We start from the raw sequence: 14708 nt of genomic DNA on the forward strand, positions 1-14708 counted from the left end.
TCGCGACCGCCGGGGACGCGAGAACGCCCCTGGATCCCTGAGTTTCGTACCAGGGTTCCAGAGGCGTTCTCCGGTGAGCGATGCCGTTACGGCTGCGGCGTCGCCGCCACGCCGAGGTCGTCCTCGTAGTCGACGTCCTTCGTCTCCTTCGAGAGCACCAGGGCGATGAACGTGAGAACACCCATCGACGAAAGGTACAGACCCACGAGCCACGGTGCGCCGCCGCCCGCCTGCCACAGCCACACCGCGATGAGGGGAGCGACGGCCGCGCCGAGGATCGACGAGACGTTGTACGAGATCGCCGAGCCCGAGTAGCGCACGTTCGTCGGGAAGAGCTCGGGCAGCAGGGCGCCCATCGGGCCGAAAGTGGCGCCCATGAGCATGAAGCCGAACACGAGGAACGCCTGGGCGAGAGCACCGGTGAACTTCGGGTCGACGGCCGGCAGCAGGAATGCGTTGAACGTCAGACCGAAGATGATGATGAGGCCCGTGACCCAGAGCAGCAGCTTGCGGCGGCCGATCTTGTCGGCGATCGGACCCGACAGCAGGGTGAAGATTCCGAAGAACACGACACCGATGATCTGCATGAGCACGAAGTCCGTGTAGCCGAAGCCGAGACCGGGGTAGAACTGGGCGGCGAACGCCGACGCGTCGAAGTCGTTGCCGGCGGCCTCCGCGGCGGCCTGTGCGGCGGCGGATGCCGTCTCGAGCGAGGCCGCCTTCGTGCCGTACGACAGCGTGAAGTTCGTCATCAGGTAGAACAGCACGTACGTCGCCAGCATGAAGAACGTGCCGAGGATGAGCTGCTTCCAGTGGTGGCGGAAGACGGTCGCGAGCGGGAGCTTGCGGATCGTGCCCTTGGTCTCGGCCTTCTTGAAGGTGTCGGACTCGACGAGGCGCAGACGCACCCAGAGGCCGATGATGACCATCACGGCGGAGAACAGGAACGGGATGCGCCAGCCCCACGAGAGGAACGCCTCGGACTTCAGCGCCGGGTTCTCGGCGTGGGGCAGCAGCCAGTTGATGCTGAGGAACAGCAGGTTCGCGATGATGAACCCGAGCGGGGCGCCGAGCTGCGGGAAGGTGCCGTACCAGGCGCGCTTGCCCTTCGGCGCGTTCTCGGTGGCGACCAGGGCCGCGCCCGACCACTCGCCGCCGAGCGCGAAGCCCTGCGCGAGACGCATGATCAGCAGCAGGAGCGCGGCCACCCAGCCGATCTGCTGGAACGTGGGCAGGAGCCCGATGAGGAACGTCGCGATACCCATCGTGAGCAGCGAGGCGACGAGCGTGGCCTTGCGGCCGTACTTGTCGCCGAAGTGTCCGAAGACCACCGCGCCGATGGGGCGGGCGACCATGGCCGCGCCGAAGACACCGAACGAGGCGAGGAGGGAGGTGGTGTCGTTGCCGGTCGGGAAGAAGAGGACCGGGAACACGAGCACGGCCGCCGTGGCGTAGGCGTAGAAGTCGTAGAACTCGATGGTCGTGCCGACCAGGCTCGCGGTGATGACACGCGAGCGGGGATTCGCCGGCGCTGTGGTCGTACTCATGCTGCTCCTTAGGAATAAGTGCCTCGGTATACCGAGACACTCGGGCGAGTTTACGCCTTCCTGAGTGTTCGCTGTACGCCGGGCGGGGCCGGAAGGCGCTGTGTGACGCGATGCGTAGAGTCGGGCCGACGAGGGGACATCTGCATGGCGACCGAAATGCCCGTCTACCGGGCCCCGATGCGCTCGCGTGACGACTCCGTGCCGCGGGGCGTCGGAGCCGAGCGGGCGCTCGCGCTCGGGATCTGCGGCATCGGCGGCCGAGTATCGCCGACGCCGACGGTGCTGGAGGACGCGCTCACCCGCGCCGACGAGCAGAGCGGCATCCGTTTGGCGTGGAGGATCGAGCGCTTCGCCAAGGCGCCGATCGGGGCCTACGTCTGGACGCGCGACATCGACGGCCTGAGCTACCTCGGGCGGCTCACCGGCCCGTGGACCTACGACGATACGGCGGACGCGCTCGCCGCAGACCTGGTGCACGTGCGCCGCTGCGACTGGATCCTCGAGCCGATCGAGGAGAGCGTCGTCCCCGGCGCCGTGCAGGCCGCCTTCGGTCGTGGCGGACGCAACTGGCAGCGCATCCGTGCCGAGGGCGTCACGCCGCCCACGGCAGCGATCTGGCAGCGGCATCGCGGAGACGTCTGAGCCCTCTGCCCTCGCCGGGTTCGGTCACTCCTCGGTGTCGCCCAGGCACAGTCCGCGCACGAACTCCGCACGCGGCGAGAGCAGTTCCTCGAGTTCGAGGACGACGACGCGGTTCGCCCCGGCGCGGGTCGCCGGCGCGGGAACGAACAGCGTGCGCTGCGGACCGTTTCGCCAGTAGCGGCCGAGGAAGAACCCGTTCACGAACGCGTATCCCTTGCTCCACGCGCCGGTGTCGAGGAAGAGGTCGGCCGGAGCATCCAGCACGAGGTCACCCGTCCAGGCGCGCGGGCCGTCGCCCGATCGGGGGGCGGTGCGGGTCGCGACCTCGTCGGCGATGGCCTGCACGTCGAGCGGAGTCGAGGTCCAGTCGCCGAGGGGCGCGCCATCGAGCATCGGAGCGCCGATCAGGCCCTTCTCCTCGCCGAGACGATGGTTGTAGTTCACGCGACCCTGCTCCTCGACGAGGATGCTGAGGGTGCGACCGGCGGGGATCCGCAGCGCCTGGTCGTGCCGCGTGCGCGACAGGGTGCCGACGGGCTGGCCGTCGACGCTCACCCAGGCGAGGTCGCGCACCTCCTCGACCGTGAGCAGCCCGGGGCCGCTCATCGGAGGAAGGGCGACGTCGTAGCGCACGAGGGCGCTGAGGTGCCCCAACTCGTCGAACGTGGCCGGAAGTGGAGCAGGAGAAGCGGATGCCGCGGCATCCGTCCATGCGCCGGCCGGCGTGAGTTCGACGCTCGTGACCGGGGCGGATGCCCGGGGCGCGGGCAGCTCGTCGGGGACGGGTGCGTACTTCGCGATCACGTCGCGGAAGGCGAAGAACTTCGCCGTCGGATCGCCGGCCTCGTCGAGCGGGGCGTCGTAGTCGTACGACGTGACGATCGGGAGGTAGCGGCCCTTGTGGTTCGCGCCGTTCGTCAGGCCGAAGTTCGTGCCGCCGTGGAACATGTAGATGTTCACCGACGCTCCTGCGGCGAGCAGGGCGTCGAGATCGGATGCCGCGGCATCCACGTCGGTCGTGTGGTGCACCCCGCCCCACCAGTCGAACCATCCGTCCCAGAACTCGGAGCACATGAGGGGCCCGGTGGGCTGGTGCGCGCGCAGGGTCGCGAGACGCTCGGTGCTGCGCGATCCGAACGAGCCGGTCTTGTGGAGCTCGGGCAGGCTGCCATCGGCGAGCATCTGATCGGTGGGCTGATCGACGGTCGTGAGCGGCACCGTGATCCCGGCCTCGCGGGTGAGGGCGACGAGGGCTTCGAGGTAGGCCTTGTCGGAGCCGTAGGCGCCGTACTCGTTCTCGATCTGCACGAGCACGACGGGACCTCCGCGGTCGATCTGCCGCGGGGCGACGATCTCGTACACGCGGCGCAGGTAGGCGCTGATGTCGGCGAGGAACGCCGGATCGGAGGAGCGCAGAGCGCGCTCGCCGGCGGTCAGCCAGGTCGGCAGCCCGCCGTTGTGCCACTCGGCGCAGATGTACGGTCCGGGGCGCACGATCGCGTCCATCCCCTCCGCGTGCACCAGGTCGAGGAAGCGGCCGAGGTCGTTCCATCCGGTGGCGTCCCACTCGCCGCGCCGAGGTTCGTGCGCGTTCCAGGCGACGTAGGTCTCGATCGTGTTGAGACCCATCAGGCGCGCCTTGCGGATGCGGTCCTGCCACTGGTCCGGGTGGATGCGGAAGTAGTGCAGGGCGCCGGCGATGACCTGGTGCTTCCGTCCGTCGCGGAGGAAGTCGGTGTCGCCGATGGTGAAGGAGGTCACGATGTGAAGTGCTTTCGGTAGAGAAGTGGCCGGATCGGGTCCCGAGCTCAGGATCGTTCCCTGAGCCTGTCGAAGGGCCCGATCCGGCCACCGTGTTACTTGTTGACGCTGAAGCCCTGCGAGTTGCCGTACTCGACCAGCGCGTCCTGCCAGGCGATGAGGCCCTCGTTCAGGTCGGTGCCGTTCTGGTAGGCCTGGCCGACGGTGTCACCGAAGATGCTGATGCCGTACACCTGGTAGGGGAGGTAGCTCCAGTCGGGGACCACGTCCTCGGCCGCTGCGGCGAGCACCTCGTTGATCTTCTGGCCGCCGAAGTACTCCGGGGCGTCGGAGAGGAACTCCTCGCTCGACAGCTCGGCGGAGGTCGACGGGAAGCCGCCGCTCTCGAGGAAGAGCGAGATGCTGTCCTCGGAGTTGTTGAGCCACCACAGGAATCCGGCCGCGAGCTCCGGGTTCTCGCTCTGCGTGGTCACGGCCTGGCCGCCGCCGCCGTTCTCGGCGCTGGCGGGGGTGCCGTCGTAGGTCGGCATCGGAGCGACGCGCCAGTCACCGGCGCCGTCGGGCGCACCCGAGATGAGGTTGCCGGGCATCCAGGCGCCGATCACGAGGGTCGCGATGCTGCCGTCGCCGAGGGCGCGGAACCACTCGTCGCTCCAGCTGCTGACCGGGGCGACGAGGTCCTCCTCGACGAGGCGGTTCCAGTTCTCGGTCCACTTCTTCGAGCCCTCGTCCTGAAGGTCGATCGTGACGTCGGTGCCGTCGGTCGAGAAGGGCTGGCCGCCGGCCTGCCAGATCATCGACGTCGCGAAGCCCGCGTCGCCGGTGTCGTTGGTGATGTACGCGTCGGGGTTCGCGGCGTGGATCGCCTTCGCGGCCTCGTAGTACTCGTCCCACGTGGTCGGCACGGCGATGCCGGCGGCGTCGAACACGGCCTTGTTGTAGAACAGCGCCATGGGGCCCGAGTCCTGGGGGAGGCCGTAGATGGCGTCACCGTCGGTGACCGAGTTCCAGGTCGAGGCGGTGTAGTCGTCCTCGAAGTCGCCGAAGCCGTACTGCGACAGGTCGACGAAGGCATCCGTGAGGGCGAACTGCGGGAAGGCGTAGTACTCGACCTGCACGACGTCGGGGGCACCGGAGCCCGCCTTGATGGCGTTCTGCAGCTTCGTGTACTCGTCGGTGTTGGTGCCGGCGTTGACGACGTTGACCTTGACGTTCGGGTACTCCTCCATGAACGCCGCGGCCTGCGCCTCGGCGGAGGGGGTCCACGACCAGTACGTGATCTCGCCGCCCTTCTCGAGCGCGGCCTCGACCGAGTCGAACGATCCGTCGCCGGCGGCGCTGCCGCCGCCGGTGCCTCCGGTGCTGCAGCCGGCCAGAGCGAGAGCCGCGACGGTGCCGGCGGCGAGCACCGTCAGGGTGCGGCGCGCAGCGGGGTGAGGAAGGTGCTTCATTGCTGTGTCCTTTCGGGGGTGCGATCCAGCGTCGGATCGACGTTTTCTGCGATGCGAGGTGCGGGAAGAGGGGTGCTTACTGCTTGACGCTTCCCGCGGTGAGACCTGACTGCCAGAACCGCTGCAGCAGCAGGAAGGCGATCACGATCGGGATGATCGTGAGCAGCGAGCCCATGATCACCAGGTTGTAGATCGGCTGGGATCCGGCCCCGATCGCCTGCGAACTCCACTGGTTCAGGCCCACGGTGAGCGGGTACCAGGCGGGGTCGGAGAGCATGATCAGGGGCAGGAAGTAGTTGTTCCACGTCGCGACGACCGTGAAGAGGGCGACGGTCACGATGCCGGGTGCGAGCAGGCGCATCGAGATCGTGAAGAACGTGCGGAACTCCCCGGCGCCGTCGATGCGAGCGGCTTCCAGCAGTTCGGTCGGCACGGATTCCGAGGCGAACACCCAGATGAGGTAGAGGCCGAACGGGCTGATGAGCGAGGGGATGATGACCGCCCAGGGGGTGTTCGTCAGCCCCAGCTCGCTGAAGAGCAGGAAGGTGGGCACCGCGAGCGCCGTGCCGGGCACCGCGACCGCTCCGAGCACGATCGCGAAGACGGCGCGTCGGCCGGGGAAGCGGTACTTCGCCAGGCCGTAGCCGGCCATGGTCGCCAGCAGCGTCGCGCCGCCCGCGCCGACCACGACGTAGAGCAGCGTGTTGCCCAGCCAGCGCAGGAAGATGCCGTCGCGGAACGAGAACGTCGCGACCAGGTTGTCGATGAACGCGAAGTCGTCGGCGAACCAGAGGCCGAACGAGCTGAAGAGCCCTGATTGCGTCTTGGTCGAGCTGAACAGCAGCCAGACGAGCGGCACGAGCGTGTACAGCGCGTAGACGACCATCACGATCAGCAGCGTCTTCGACGACCGCGGGTTCATCGGGTCGTTGCGCTTGCGCGTGGAGCGGGCGAGGGGGAGTGCCATCTCAGCGCACCTCCGACTTCGAGCCGCGCAGTTGCACGACGTAGGCGATCACGGCCGTGATGATGCCCATGATGATGGCGATCGTCGCGGCGTAGTTGAACTGCTGGCCCGCGAACGAGAGGTTGTACGCGTACATGTTGGGGGTGAAGTACGTCGTGATCACGTTCGGGGCGAGGGGGCGCAGGATGTTGGGCTCGTTGAAGAGCTGGAAGCTGCCGATGATCGAGAAGATCGTCGCGATGACCAGCGCGCCGCGCACGGAGGGGATCTTGATGGAGAAGATCGTGCGCCAGGCGCCGGCGCCGTCGAGCGAGGCCGCCTCGTACATCTCGGTGGGGATCGTCTTGAGCGAGGAGTAGAAGATCAGCATGTTGTAGCCGACGAACTGCCACGTGACGATGTTTCCGATCGACACGAGGATCCACTCGCGGGCGAACGGGGTGATGAGGTCGCTGCCGAGGAAATCGTTGAAGTTCGACGTCAGACCGAACTGGTCGCCGTAGATGTAGCCCCACATGAGCACCGCGACGACGGCGGGAACGGCGTACGGCAGGAAGATCAGGATGCGGAAGAACGAGGCCCCGCGCAGGCGTGCGCTGTCGAGGGCCAGGGCCGCACCGAGGGCGAGGGCGAGCATGATCGGCACCTGCACGACGAGGAAGATCAGCACTCGGCCGAACGCCTCCCAGAACTGGGGGTCGGTGAGGGCGCGCACGTAGTTGTCGACGCCGACGAACGCGTTGCCGCCGATCAGCTTCTCCTGGAAGAAGCTGAGGTACAGGGCGTACGCGAGCGGGGTGAGGAACACCAGCGCGAACACGAGCATGAACGGGCCGACGAAGGCCCATCCCTTCCAGTCGCGCTTCTCGCGGCGGCGGATGCCGGCGGCTCCGGGTGCCGCAATGATTTCAGTCGTCATCGACGAGACCTTCTCCAAGTCCAGGCGCTCACTGCGCCGTGTGTCAACGTCAACATATGCGATGCGCTGCTAGTGTGTCAACGTCAACACATGAATGGATGATGAATCGTGTCCCTGGAATCCTCGACAGAGCAGTCGCCGCGGCGGCGAGACCCCTCGATGGAAGACGTGGCGCGCGAGGCCGGCGTCTCCGGCCAGACCGTCTCCCGGGTGGTGAACGCGCGCGGCTACGTCGGTGCGGCGACCAGGGAGCGCGTCGAGCAGGCGATGCAGCACCTCGGCTATCGGCCCAACAGTGCGGCCAGGGCTCTGCGATCGGGCCGCTTCCGCGCCATCGGCGTGATCATGTTCTCGTTCAGCTCCTACGGAAACCAGCGCACGCTCGACGCGATCGCCGTGCGCGCCTCGCAGATGGGCTACGCGCTCACCCTGATCCCGGTCGAGTCCAGCGCCCGCGAGACCGTGGCGGGCGCGTTCCGCCGTCTCGAGGAGCATGCCGTCGACGGCATCATCATCGTGGTCGAGGCCCACCAGCTCGATGAGGCGGAGGTCGAGATCCCCGACGGGTTGCCGATCGTGCTCGTCGACTCGAACCGCGGCTCGACGCATCCGTTCGTCGACACCGACCAGGCGCAGGGCGCCCGGCTCGCCACCGAGCATCTGCTCGACCTCGGGCACGAGACCGTCTGGCACGTGTCGGGGCCGACCGAGTCGTACTCCGCCGAGCGTCGCCGCGAGGCCTGGCGGTCGACGCTGGAGGCGCGGGGTCGCCGGGTTCCCGAGATGATCCCGGGCGACTGGAGCGCTGCCTCCGGCTACCGGGCCGGTGTCGAGTTGCGCGACCGCGACGACGTCACCGCGGTGTTCGCCGCGAACGACCAGATGGCGATCGGCGTGGTGCGCGCGTTCCGCGAAGCAGGCCGAGATATCCCGAACGACGTCAGCGTGGTCGGCTTCGACGGACTGCCCGATGCGGCGCAGATCTGGCCGCCGCTCACGACGGTGCAGCAGCACCCCGAGAAGGTCGGCGCACTCGCGGTCGACGCGCTGCTCGCGGAACTCGACGGGGGAGAGGCCGCGCAGACGCCCCTCGTCGGCACCGAACTCGTCGTCCGCGAGAGCACGGCGCCCCCGCGCCCCGCTCCCTGAGCCCGTCGGAGGGCCCCGTGCAACTGGGTCCCTGAGCCTGTCGAAGGGCCCCGCCCCGCCGGAACTGGGTCCCTGAGCCTGTCGAAGGGTCCCGCACCCTCACCATCCCCGGACCCACCCAACAGATCCGCATCTACGAAGCCCACACCGCCTTCGTCGCCCACACCTGCACCGAACAACCCACCGCCCCCGGCTGCTGACACAGCATCGCGCCCGCAGGTGCACACGAGACGGGGCCCTTCGACGAGCTCAGGGACCCAGTACCAATCCTCCCGCCGCCTCATCTGCACGGATCGATCACACCCGCACGACGAAACCACCGGATGCCCCGTGCAGACGTGACATCTCCGTGCAGACGTGCGCGCCTCGCGCTCACCTGCAGGGAATGACGACATCTGCAGGGAGAAATGCCCGATGTCTCCCTGCACGTGCGCGTTCTCCCTGCGAACGGAGGCCAGCCCCGGGGCTGAGCCACATCTGCACGGCTCGATCACACCTGCACGACGAAATCGGCGGATGCTCCATGCAGACGTGACGCCTCCGTGCACACGAGCACGCGAGGGACGCGAAAGACGCGCCAGACGCGAGCCGCGGGTGGGCTCAGCGCCAGATCGCGGCGATGGCGGCGTTCGCGGCGGTGAGGATTCCGACGAGCCAGAACATCACCGGGGGCACGGATGCTCCGCGCTTCTGCCGCGCGGTGCCGATGCCGAGCAGTGCGCCGATGACGAGCAGCAGCACGAGCTTCACGCCGATCTTGACGTAGTTCAGGTCGTACGAGATGCCCCACGGGGCCGCGAGAGCGAGACCGGCGACCGCGGCGATCGCCATGCCGATGCTCATCAGCCGCGTGAAGACGCGCTTACCGCCGAAGGCCTGCGCCGCCCACGCTCCGAAGAGCACGGCGAAGCCGATCAGGTGGACGAAGAGAACGATGTGGCGCAGGGTCTCCATGACCCTCACCGTACGAGTCCGCGCCTTCCCTCCGCTACGAAGGGAAGGCTGGCCTCAGCGCGCTCTCAGCCTCGCAGCTCTTTGATGACGAGTGCGGTGCGCAGCGCGGCATCCGCTGCTTCGGCGCCCTTGTCCTCCTTCGACCCCTCGAGACCCGCACGGTCGAGACCCTGCTGCTCGTCGTCGAGGGTGAGCACGCCGAAGCCGACGGGCTTGCCGGTGTCGAGCGAGACGCGGGTGAGGCCATCGGTCGTCGCCGCCGACACGTACTCGAAGTGCGGGGTGCCGCCGCGGATGATCACGCCGAGCGCGACCACCGCATCCGCGCCACCCGCGAAGGCGGCCTGTGCGGCGACGGCGAGTTCGAAGGACCCCGGCACGCGCACGAGGCGGTGCGTGGCCCGTGCCTCGTTCAGCACGCGCTCGGCCCCGGCGATGAGGCCGTTCGTGATCGTGTCGTGCCAGGTGCCGGCGATGATGACGACGTCGAGTCCGCGTCCGTCGATGTTCCCGGTCGTGGGTGCTCCTGCGCCGCTCATGCGTCGTCCTTCCGTCCTGCGAGGGCGGCCTTGAGCTCGTCCTCGCCGATGATGTGACCCATGCGGTCACGCTTGGTCTCGAGATACTGGTGGTTGTTGGGTCCGACGCCGACGATCAGCGGCACCTGCTCGACCACGTCGAGGCCGAGCTCGCGCAGCTGATTCACCTTGTCGATGTTGTTCGTCAGCAGGCGCACCTTCGACACGCCGAGATCGGCGAGGATGCCGGCGGCCGCCGCGTATTCGCGGGCATCGGCCGGCAGCCCGAGAGCGAGGTTCGCGTCGACCGTGTCGAGCCCCTCCTCCTGCAGGCTGTATGCCCGGAGCTTGTTGATGAGCCCGATGCCGCGTCCCTCGTGACCGCGCATGTAGATGACGATGCCGCCGTCCTGCTCGATCGCGTCGAGCGCGGCGTCGAGCTGGGGGCCGCACTCGCACTTGAGCGAACCGAAGGCTTCGCCGGTCAGGCACTCGGAGTGCACGCGCACGAGCGCGGTCTCCTGCGGTTCGCCCGAGACGACGGCGATGTGGTCGGTGCCGGTGACGCGGTCCTTGTAGGCGAGGAACCGGAAGGTTCCGTGCGTGGTCGGCACGGTCGCATCGGCGCGCAGGCTCACGCGGCGGTTGCGTACCGGGCCGTTGTCGCCCTGCGGGTCGATCTCGTTGAGGTGGTCGATCAGCTGCTCGATCGTGATGACGGGCACACCGTCGCGGGCGCCGAGCTCGAGAAGCCCCGGCATCCGCATCATGCTGCCGTCCTCGGCGACGACCTCGGCGATCGCCCCCACCGGCTGCAGTCCCGCGAGGCGCATGAGATCGACCGCGGCCTCGGTGTGGCCGCTGCGCTCGCGCACCCCGCCGTCGACCGCGCGCAGCGGCAGCACGTGGCCCGGGCGGATGATGCTCGTGGCGGTTGATTCGGGGTTCGCGAGCACGTTGAGCGTGTGCGCGCGGTCGTGCGCGCTGATACCGGTCGTGACGCCCTCGGCGGCATCGACGCTCACCGTGTACGCGGTGGCGCGCGCGTCTTCGCTCGCGGCGACCATCGGCTGCAGGTTGAGGTCGTCGGCGCGGTCGGCGGGCATCGGCGCGCAGATGAATCCGGACGACCAGCGCACGGTCCACGCGACCCACTCGGGGGTGGCGAGCTCGGCCGAGAGGATGACATCGCCCTCGTTCTCGCGGTTCTCGTCGTCGGCGACGAGAACGGGGCGCCCGGCGCGCAGGGCGTCGAGGGCGTCGGCGATCGTGGAAAGGCTCATCGCGAGCCTCCTTCCGGTGCGTTCCGGAACGCGAGCAGGCGCTCGACGTGCCGGGCGAGGATGTCGGTCTCGAGGTTGACGCGGTCGCCGACGGCGCGGGTGCCGAGGGTCGTCGCGGCGAGCGTCTCGGGGATCAGGGAGATCTCGAACCAGTGCTGCTCGTGGGGTCCTGAGCCTGACGAAGGAGGGTCGCTGACCGCGCTGACGGTGAGCGAGGTGCCGTCGACCGAGATCGATCCCTTGTCGACGACGAGCGGGGCGAGGTCGGCGGGAAGGCCGATGCGCAGCACGCTCCACTGGGCTCCGGGCCGCACCTCGAGAACCGTGCCGACGCCGTCGACGTGGCCCTGCACGATGTGCCCGCCCAGGCGCGCGCCGACGGGCATCGCCTTCTCGATGTTGACGCGGGTGCCGACGGCGGCATCGCCGAGCGCCGCGACGTCGAGGGTCTGCTTCATGACGTCGGCGTCGAAGGAATCCGCATCCGAGGCGACCACGGTCAGGCATACGCCCGAGACGGCGATCGACTCGCCGTGCACGGCGTCGGCGGCGGCCTTCGGAGCGCGCACGGTCAGACGCCAGCCGTCACCCGACGGCGAGATGGCGGTGATCTCGCCGATCTCCTCGATGATCCCGGTGAACATCAGACGGCTCCTTCGGTCGACGCGGTGGGGAGAGCGGTGGGGAGAGAAGCGGGATGGGCGATCGCGAGCAGATCGGCACCGAGGGGCAGCCACTCGTCGATCGTCAGGCGGTGCGCCTCGCCGATGGACGAGACGCCGATGTCGGTGAGGGCGAGGCGGCTTCCGCCCAGCAGCACGGGGGCGATATAGGCGAGCACGCGATCGGCCAGCCCCGCCGCGACGAACGCGCTCGCGAGGGTCGGTCCGCCCTCGACGAAGACGCTCTGGATGCCGCGGCCGTGCAGGTCGGCGAGCACCGCGTGCAGGTCGTGTCCGTCGAAGAAGAGGGGACTGTGCGGATGCCGGCGCACCGCCGCATCCGCCGGAGTGGGGCGCGAGCCGACGACCACCGGGACGGGCTGGTCGGGGAGGAGTGCGTCTCCGTCGCGAGCGGTGAGCGAGGGGTCGTCGGCCAGTACGGTGCCGGTGCCGACGACGATGGCATCGGATGCCGCGCGGCGGCGGTGCACATCGGCACGGGCAGCGGGACCGGTGATCCACTGGCTCGATCCGTCGTCGGCCGCGGCGCGTCCGTCGAGGCTCTGCGCCCACTTCACGGTGACGTGGGGGCGGCCGAGGCGCTGCGCGGTGAGCCATCCGTCGATCACGGCGTGCGCGGCATCCGCCTGCTCGCCGGCCTCGACGCTGACGCCCGCGGCCCGCAGCCGCTCTGCGCCTCCGCCCGACACGGCGCCGGGATCGTCGAGCGCGTAGACGACGCGGCTCACGCCGGCCTCGATGAGGGCGAGCGCGCAGGGACCGGTCCGTCCGGTGTGGTTGCAGGGTTCGAGGGTCACGACCGCCGTCGCGCCGCGCGCTGCGCCGGGCGCGAGCTTCGACAGCGCGTCGACCTCGGCGTGCGGGGTGCCGGCGCCGTGGTGCCATCCCTCGGCGAGGATCGTGCCGTCGGGGGAGAGGATGACCGCGCCGACCTGCGGGTTCACGCCGCGGGGGCCGAGCGCCGCGAGCGCGAGAGCACGGCTCATCGCCTCGCGCTCTGTCTCGTTCACTGCCATCCGTCGTCCTTCTCTGAAGGCTCCGGGGGAGGCGGACGGCGCGCACGGCGGCGCATCGTGCTGCCTCCCTTCCGGACTAGCGGGATCTCTCCCGCATCACCGTCGGTCCCGGATTTCCACCGGATCGGCACCTCGGTCGAAACCGAGACGCTCGCGGACTGTCACCGCCGGTTCGGATTCCCACCGACCCCGGAGCACGTTGATGTTCTGAGTGTACTCAACGCGCCCGCGCGGAATTCATTCCCCGTCATCCGGCGACGTCTCGGCTCATTTCAGCAGGCGCGACAGGCGTCGGTCGGCGAGCACCTTTCCGCCCGTCTGGCAGGTCGGGCAGTACTCGAGAGAGCGGTCGGCGAAGAAGACGCTGCGCACGGTGTCTCCGCAGACCGGGCAGGTCTCGCCGCGGCGGGCGTGCACCTGCATCCCCCGGCGCTTGGCGTCTTTCAGCTCGGCCGGGGGCTTGCCGGATGCCTCGGCGAGCGCCTCGCGCAGAGTCGCCTGCATCGCCGCGAACAGCGAGTCGATCGCCGCGTCGTCGAGCGTCGCGGCGATCGCGTACGGCGACATGCGCGCGGCGTGCAGGATCTCGTCGGAGTACGCGTTGCCGATACCGGCGATCACCGCCTGATCGCGCAGCAGGCCCTTGATCTGCGTGCGCTTGCCGTCCAGGAGACCGGCGAACACCTCGCGGGTGAAGGCGTCGTCGAGAGGGTCCGGGCCGAGACGGGCGATGCCCGGCACCTCCGCCGGGTCGCGCACGACGTAGACCGCGAGGGACTTCTTCGTGCCCGCCTCGGTGAGGTCGAACCCGCTGCCGTCGTCGAGCGCGACGCGCAGGGCGATCGGCGTCTTGCCGGGCTTGATGATCGTCGTGGGCAGGGTCTCGTACCATCGCAGCCAGCCCGCCTTCGCGAGGTGGAAGACGAGGTGAAGATCGTCTCCGCACGAGAGCACGATGAACTTGCCCCGACGCGAGGCGCCGCTGATCACGGCGCCGTGCAGCGCGGTGTTGGACGGGTCGTAGGTCTTCAGCGCGGCGATCGCCGCCACGCTCGTGCGCGTGATCGTGCGCCCCACGACGCGCTCGCCGAGGAAGTCGACAAGCCCCTGCACCTCCGGCATCTCGGGCATGCGAACATCCTGCCACCGGCATCCGACATCGTCACCCCCCGGCACCGGGCGGGAGGGACGGGTCAGAGGACGGGCCAGGCCACCGGGGCGCGGTCGTCGGTGGGGAGGAGCCCCGCGACCCAGCCGTCGTCGCGGCCGCGCGGGCCGGTGAGCAGTTGCCGCTGAAGACCCTCGTAGCGGAAGCCGAGCGCGCGGGCTGCACGAGCCGAGGGGACGTTCCCGACCACGGCGCGCCAGGTGAGGCGCGCGAGACCCAGCTCGTCGAAGCCCCAGTCGATGACGGAGCGGGCCGCCTCGACGAGATACCCCCGACCACGGGCGGATGCCGCGATCCAGTAGCCGAGTTCGGCATGCCCGCCCGCGTCGTGCGGGGTGATGTGGTGCAGCCCGATCGAGCCCACGAGTTCCTCACCCGCGTGCACGGTCCACACCGCCTGCGACCCGTCGGCCCACCACTCGCCGGTCAGACGCACGTAATCGGCGGCGTCGTCGCGCGAGTAGGGCGAAGGCACGGTGGTCCAGCGCGGGATCTCCGGGTCCTGGCACGCGGCCGTGATCGCGTCGATGTCGGCGTCGGTCGGCGCCGCCAGCACGAGGCGCTCGGTCTCCAGTCGCACAGCTTCCATCGGACTACGGTATCGCCCGCCGCGGGCGGCGCGAGGCGGATGCCGGAGCCGATGTCGGAGG

General features: G+C 69.3%; 14 protein-coding genes and 1 riboswitch. Of the genes, 2 read left to right on the plus strand and 12 right to left on the minus strand.

Going from position 1 to position 14708, the window contains the following annotated elements:
* Positions 1–86: 86 nt before the first annotated feature.
* A complete protein-coding gene (locus ACTJKK_RS00350; RefSeq protein WP_247623058.1) occupies positions 87–1547 on the minus strand; it encodes an MFS transporter in 1461 nt (486 codons plus the stop codon).
* Between the two features lie 144 nt (positions 1548–1691).
* On the opposite strand from ACTJKK_RS00350, the gene ACTJKK_RS00355 reads away from it, so the two are divergent.
* Entirely contained in the window at positions 1692–2189 is a 498-nt protein-coding gene (locus ACTJKK_RS00355; protein ID WP_440746614.1) for a GAF domain-containing protein, read from the plus strand.
* Positions 2190–2213: 24 nt separating this feature from the next.
* Here ACTJKK_RS00355 and ACTJKK_RS00360 read toward each other — a convergent pair whose 3' ends face one another.
* From ACTJKK_RS00360 to ACTJKK_RS00375, 4 genes are all read right to left on the minus strand, one after another.
* Positions 2214–3950, minus strand: a complete 1737-nt coding sequence (locus ACTJKK_RS00360; RefSeq protein ID WP_440746615.1) for a glycoside hydrolase family 35 protein — start codon at positions 3948–3950, stop codon at positions 2214–2216.
* Between the two features lie 95 nt (positions 3951–4045).
* Complete coding sequence (locus ACTJKK_RS00365) at positions 4046–5401, minus strand: ABC transporter substrate-binding protein (RefSeq protein ID WP_336640751.1); 1356 nt, start codon at positions 5399–5401, stop codon at positions 4046–4048.
* A 76-nt stretch (positions 5402–5477) separates the two neighbouring features.
* Positions 5478–6323, minus strand: a complete 846-nt coding sequence (locus tag ACTJKK_RS00370) for a carbohydrate ABC transporter permease (RefSeq protein WP_247624713.1) — start codon at positions 6321–6323, stop codon at positions 5478–5480.
* Between the two features lie 46 nt (positions 6324–6369).
* A complete protein-coding gene (locus ACTJKK_RS00375; RefSeq protein ID WP_247623054.1) occupies positions 6370–7287 on the minus strand; it encodes a carbohydrate ABC transporter permease in 918 nt (305 codons plus the stop codon).
* Positions 7288–7446: 159 nt separating this feature from the next.
* Between ACTJKK_RS00375 and ACTJKK_RS00380 the strand changes: the two genes are divergently transcribed.
* Positions 7447–8436, plus strand: coding sequence for a LacI family DNA-binding transcriptional regulator (locus ACTJKK_RS00380; protein ID WP_440747192.1), 990 nt, complete (start codon positions 7447–7449; stop codon positions 8434–8436).
* Between the two features lie 600 nt (positions 8437–9036).
* On the opposite strand, the gene ACTJKK_RS00385 is transcribed toward ACTJKK_RS00380, so the two are convergent.
* The 7 genes from ACTJKK_RS00385 to ACTJKK_RS00415 all read right to left on the minus strand — a co-directional run bounded on the left by ACTJKK_RS00385 (position 9037) and on the right by ACTJKK_RS00415 (position 14647).
* On the minus strand, positions 9037–9390 hold the full coding sequence (locus tag ACTJKK_RS00385) for a Fe-S protein (protein ID WP_247623053.1): 354 nt from the start codon (positions 9388–9390) through the stop codon (positions 9037–9039).
* A 65-nt stretch (positions 9391–9455) separates the two neighbouring features.
* Positions 9456–9929, minus strand: coding sequence for a 6,7-dimethyl-8-ribityllumazine synthase (ribH, locus tag ACTJKK_RS00390; RefSeq protein ID WP_247623052.1), 474 nt, complete (start codon positions 9927–9929; stop codon positions 9456–9458).
* Positions 9926–11191 carry a GTP cyclohydrolase II gene (gene ribA, locus ACTJKK_RS00395; protein WP_440746616.1) on the minus strand — a complete coding sequence of 422 codons (1266 nt, stop codon included), beginning with the start codon at positions 11189–11191 and terminating at the stop codon, positions 9926–9928. The genes ribH and ribA overlap by 4 nt, the downstream gene beginning before the upstream one ends.
* The gene (locus ACTJKK_RS00400; RefSeq protein WP_440746617.1) at positions 11188–11835 is read right to left on the minus strand and encodes a riboflavin synthase; all 648 of its coding nucleotides are present in this window, start codon (positions 11833–11835) and stop codon (positions 11188–11190) included. The genes ribA and ACTJKK_RS00400 overlap by 4 nt, the downstream gene beginning before the upstream one ends.
* The gene (gene ribD, locus ACTJKK_RS00405) at positions 11835–12890 is read right to left on the minus strand and encodes a bifunctional diaminohydroxyphosphoribosylaminopyrimidine deaminase/5-amino-6-(5-phosphoribosylamino)uracil reductase RibD (protein ID WP_440746618.1); all 1056 of its coding nucleotides are present in this window, start codon (positions 12888–12890) and stop codon (positions 11835–11837) included. Before ribD ends, ACTJKK_RS00400 begins: the two co-directional genes overlap by 1 nt.
* Before the next feature lie 54 nt (positions 12891–12944).
* Positions 12945–13091: riboswitch (FMN riboswitch) on the minus strand.
* Between the two features lie 66 nt (positions 13092–13157).
* Positions 13158–14021: an Fpg/Nei family DNA glycosylase gene (locus ACTJKK_RS00410; protein ID WP_440746619.1), complete on the minus strand. Its 864-nt coding sequence runs from the start codon at positions 14019–14021 to the stop codon at positions 13158–13160.
* Positions 14022–14083: 62 nt separating this feature from the next.
* Positions 14084–14647, minus strand: a complete 564-nt coding sequence (locus ACTJKK_RS00415) for a GNAT family N-acetyltransferase (RefSeq protein ID WP_440746620.1) — start codon at positions 14645–14647, stop codon at positions 14084–14086.
* Between the last annotated feature and the right edge of the window lie 61 nt (positions 14648–14708).

Source organism: Microbacterium sp. 22179, assembly GCF_052045715.1.
GTDB lineage: Bacteria > Actinomycetota > Actinomycetes > Actinomycetales > Microbacteriaceae > Microbacterium > Microbacterium galbinum.